Consider the following 1,409-nt stretch of genomic DNA (forward strand, 5'->3'; position numbering starts at 1 on the left):
ACTGGCGGCCGGGCTGGTCGGTGGCATTGCCGGTGACAGTTCGGCGGATGCAGTGGCCGGGGCGCAGGCAGGAAAAAATTCTCTCGAAAACAATAACCTTCTTGTTGTAGCAAGAACAGGAGCACAGGCCTGCTCTAAAGTTGCGGCATGCCGGGATGCGATAGTTGAAAAAGGCCTTGGTGCACTTCTGGGGATTGGGGCGGCAAACACTGTTCTGGACAATCTTTCTGCCTCAGAGAAGGAATATGTCTTTAACGTTGCGATGACAGGGAAGGCAGATCTGATAGAGCAACTGACACCTGAGCAGCGTGAAGCTTACGATTACATGGTGGGCCAGGACCAGAAAGGCTTAATCACTATCTTCCCTCAACCGGACCGGGATCTGACGGGCGGTAAGCTGGTTAATCCGGCACAGGATGAGAGCAAAGGAACCACACTCACAACGCCAGACCAGTCAGGGCAACAGGGTGCAAGCAATACCGGTAATGTGGACGGTGCACCGGATACTGGCGGAAACATTTTAGTTAATCCAGGAGCAGATCCATTCACTAAAAAAGATGTAGTGTATCTGTCAGAAAACTCTAACAGTAAAATTGACGGCGTTATTAATGAAACCTTATCAGGTAAGAAAAATTTCACTAGCTCGACAACCCTAACTTCCGATGAAGCACTAGCTGCTGGATTGAAGTTTTTGGGAGCGGGCTATAAAGAGATCGGCAAGCCAGGATCAGGCGTTTATCATAGTGCAGATGGAACAAAAGAATTTAGGATCGACTCAGGTTCAATTGGTGGTGCTCATGCACCAGGTGTTCCACATGTTCATTTTGGTGTGAAAAATCCTGAGACTGGCAAATACATCTCGAACAATCACGTTCCTTATGAGGATTAAGGAAACAAAATGATTTTGAAAAAGGGAATAGTTATTAACGGTGAGTATGCAGGATGGGAAATCCAAATCGTTGATGATACCCAAGGTGACACTGGAGGCTTCTATCTAATTTTACGTAGTGAAGAAGCCCAAGTTTTTGATTATTGGTTTGAGAAAAAAGAGTTCCTTAACAACCAGTTAACTGATTTTACTGTTAACTGGAACTCTTAAAAGAGTCCCGGCTACCGAGCCGGGATTTTTTTGTATATAGAAAACCCCCAGCTAGGTGAAGTGAACCCCGAAAGTTGGACACCCAACGAGTAGGGGTTTTGCGTTCCAATGGGTAGAAAAAAATATACGACTGAATTTAAACGGCAGGTTGTTCTTCACTTCCTCAACAGTGATGATGGAGCCAAAAAAACTGCCCGGCTGTTTGGTATTGACCATGGTACGGTTCGTCTCTGGACAGAGCACTGGAAGAGCCGTGGAGAGGATGGGCGACGGCTACCATGAGCAAACGCTGATACGCGAGCAAATCACC

Annotated in this window: 2 protein-coding genes and 1 pseudogene; all 3 read left to right on the forward strand. The window is 46.8% G+C overall.

The genetic code is table 11. The features are described from left to right. Nucleotides 1-889: VENN motif pre-toxin domain-containing protein (locus JJB97_RS17990; protein WP_238715445.1), on the forward strand; the 889-nt coding region annotated here is incomplete at its 5' end. Nucleotides 890-898: 9 nt separating this feature from the next. Then, a complete protein-coding gene (locus JJB97_RS17995) occupies nt 899-1,099 on the forward strand; it encodes a hypothetical protein (protein WP_162081514.1) in 201 nt (66 codons plus the stop codon). Nucleotides 1,100-1,207: 108 nt separating this feature from the next. Continuing rightward, nucleotides 1,208-1,366 (forward strand): annotated as a pseudogene (locus JJB97_RS18000) (transposase); the annotation flags it as partial. Nucleotides 1,367-1,409: the final 43 nt, after the last annotated feature.

The organism is Tenebrionibacter intestinalis, assembly GCF_016632365.1.
Classification (GTDB): domain Bacteria; phylum Pseudomonadota; class Gammaproteobacteria; order Enterobacterales; family Enterobacteriaceae; genus Tenebrionibacter; species Tenebrionibacter intestinalis.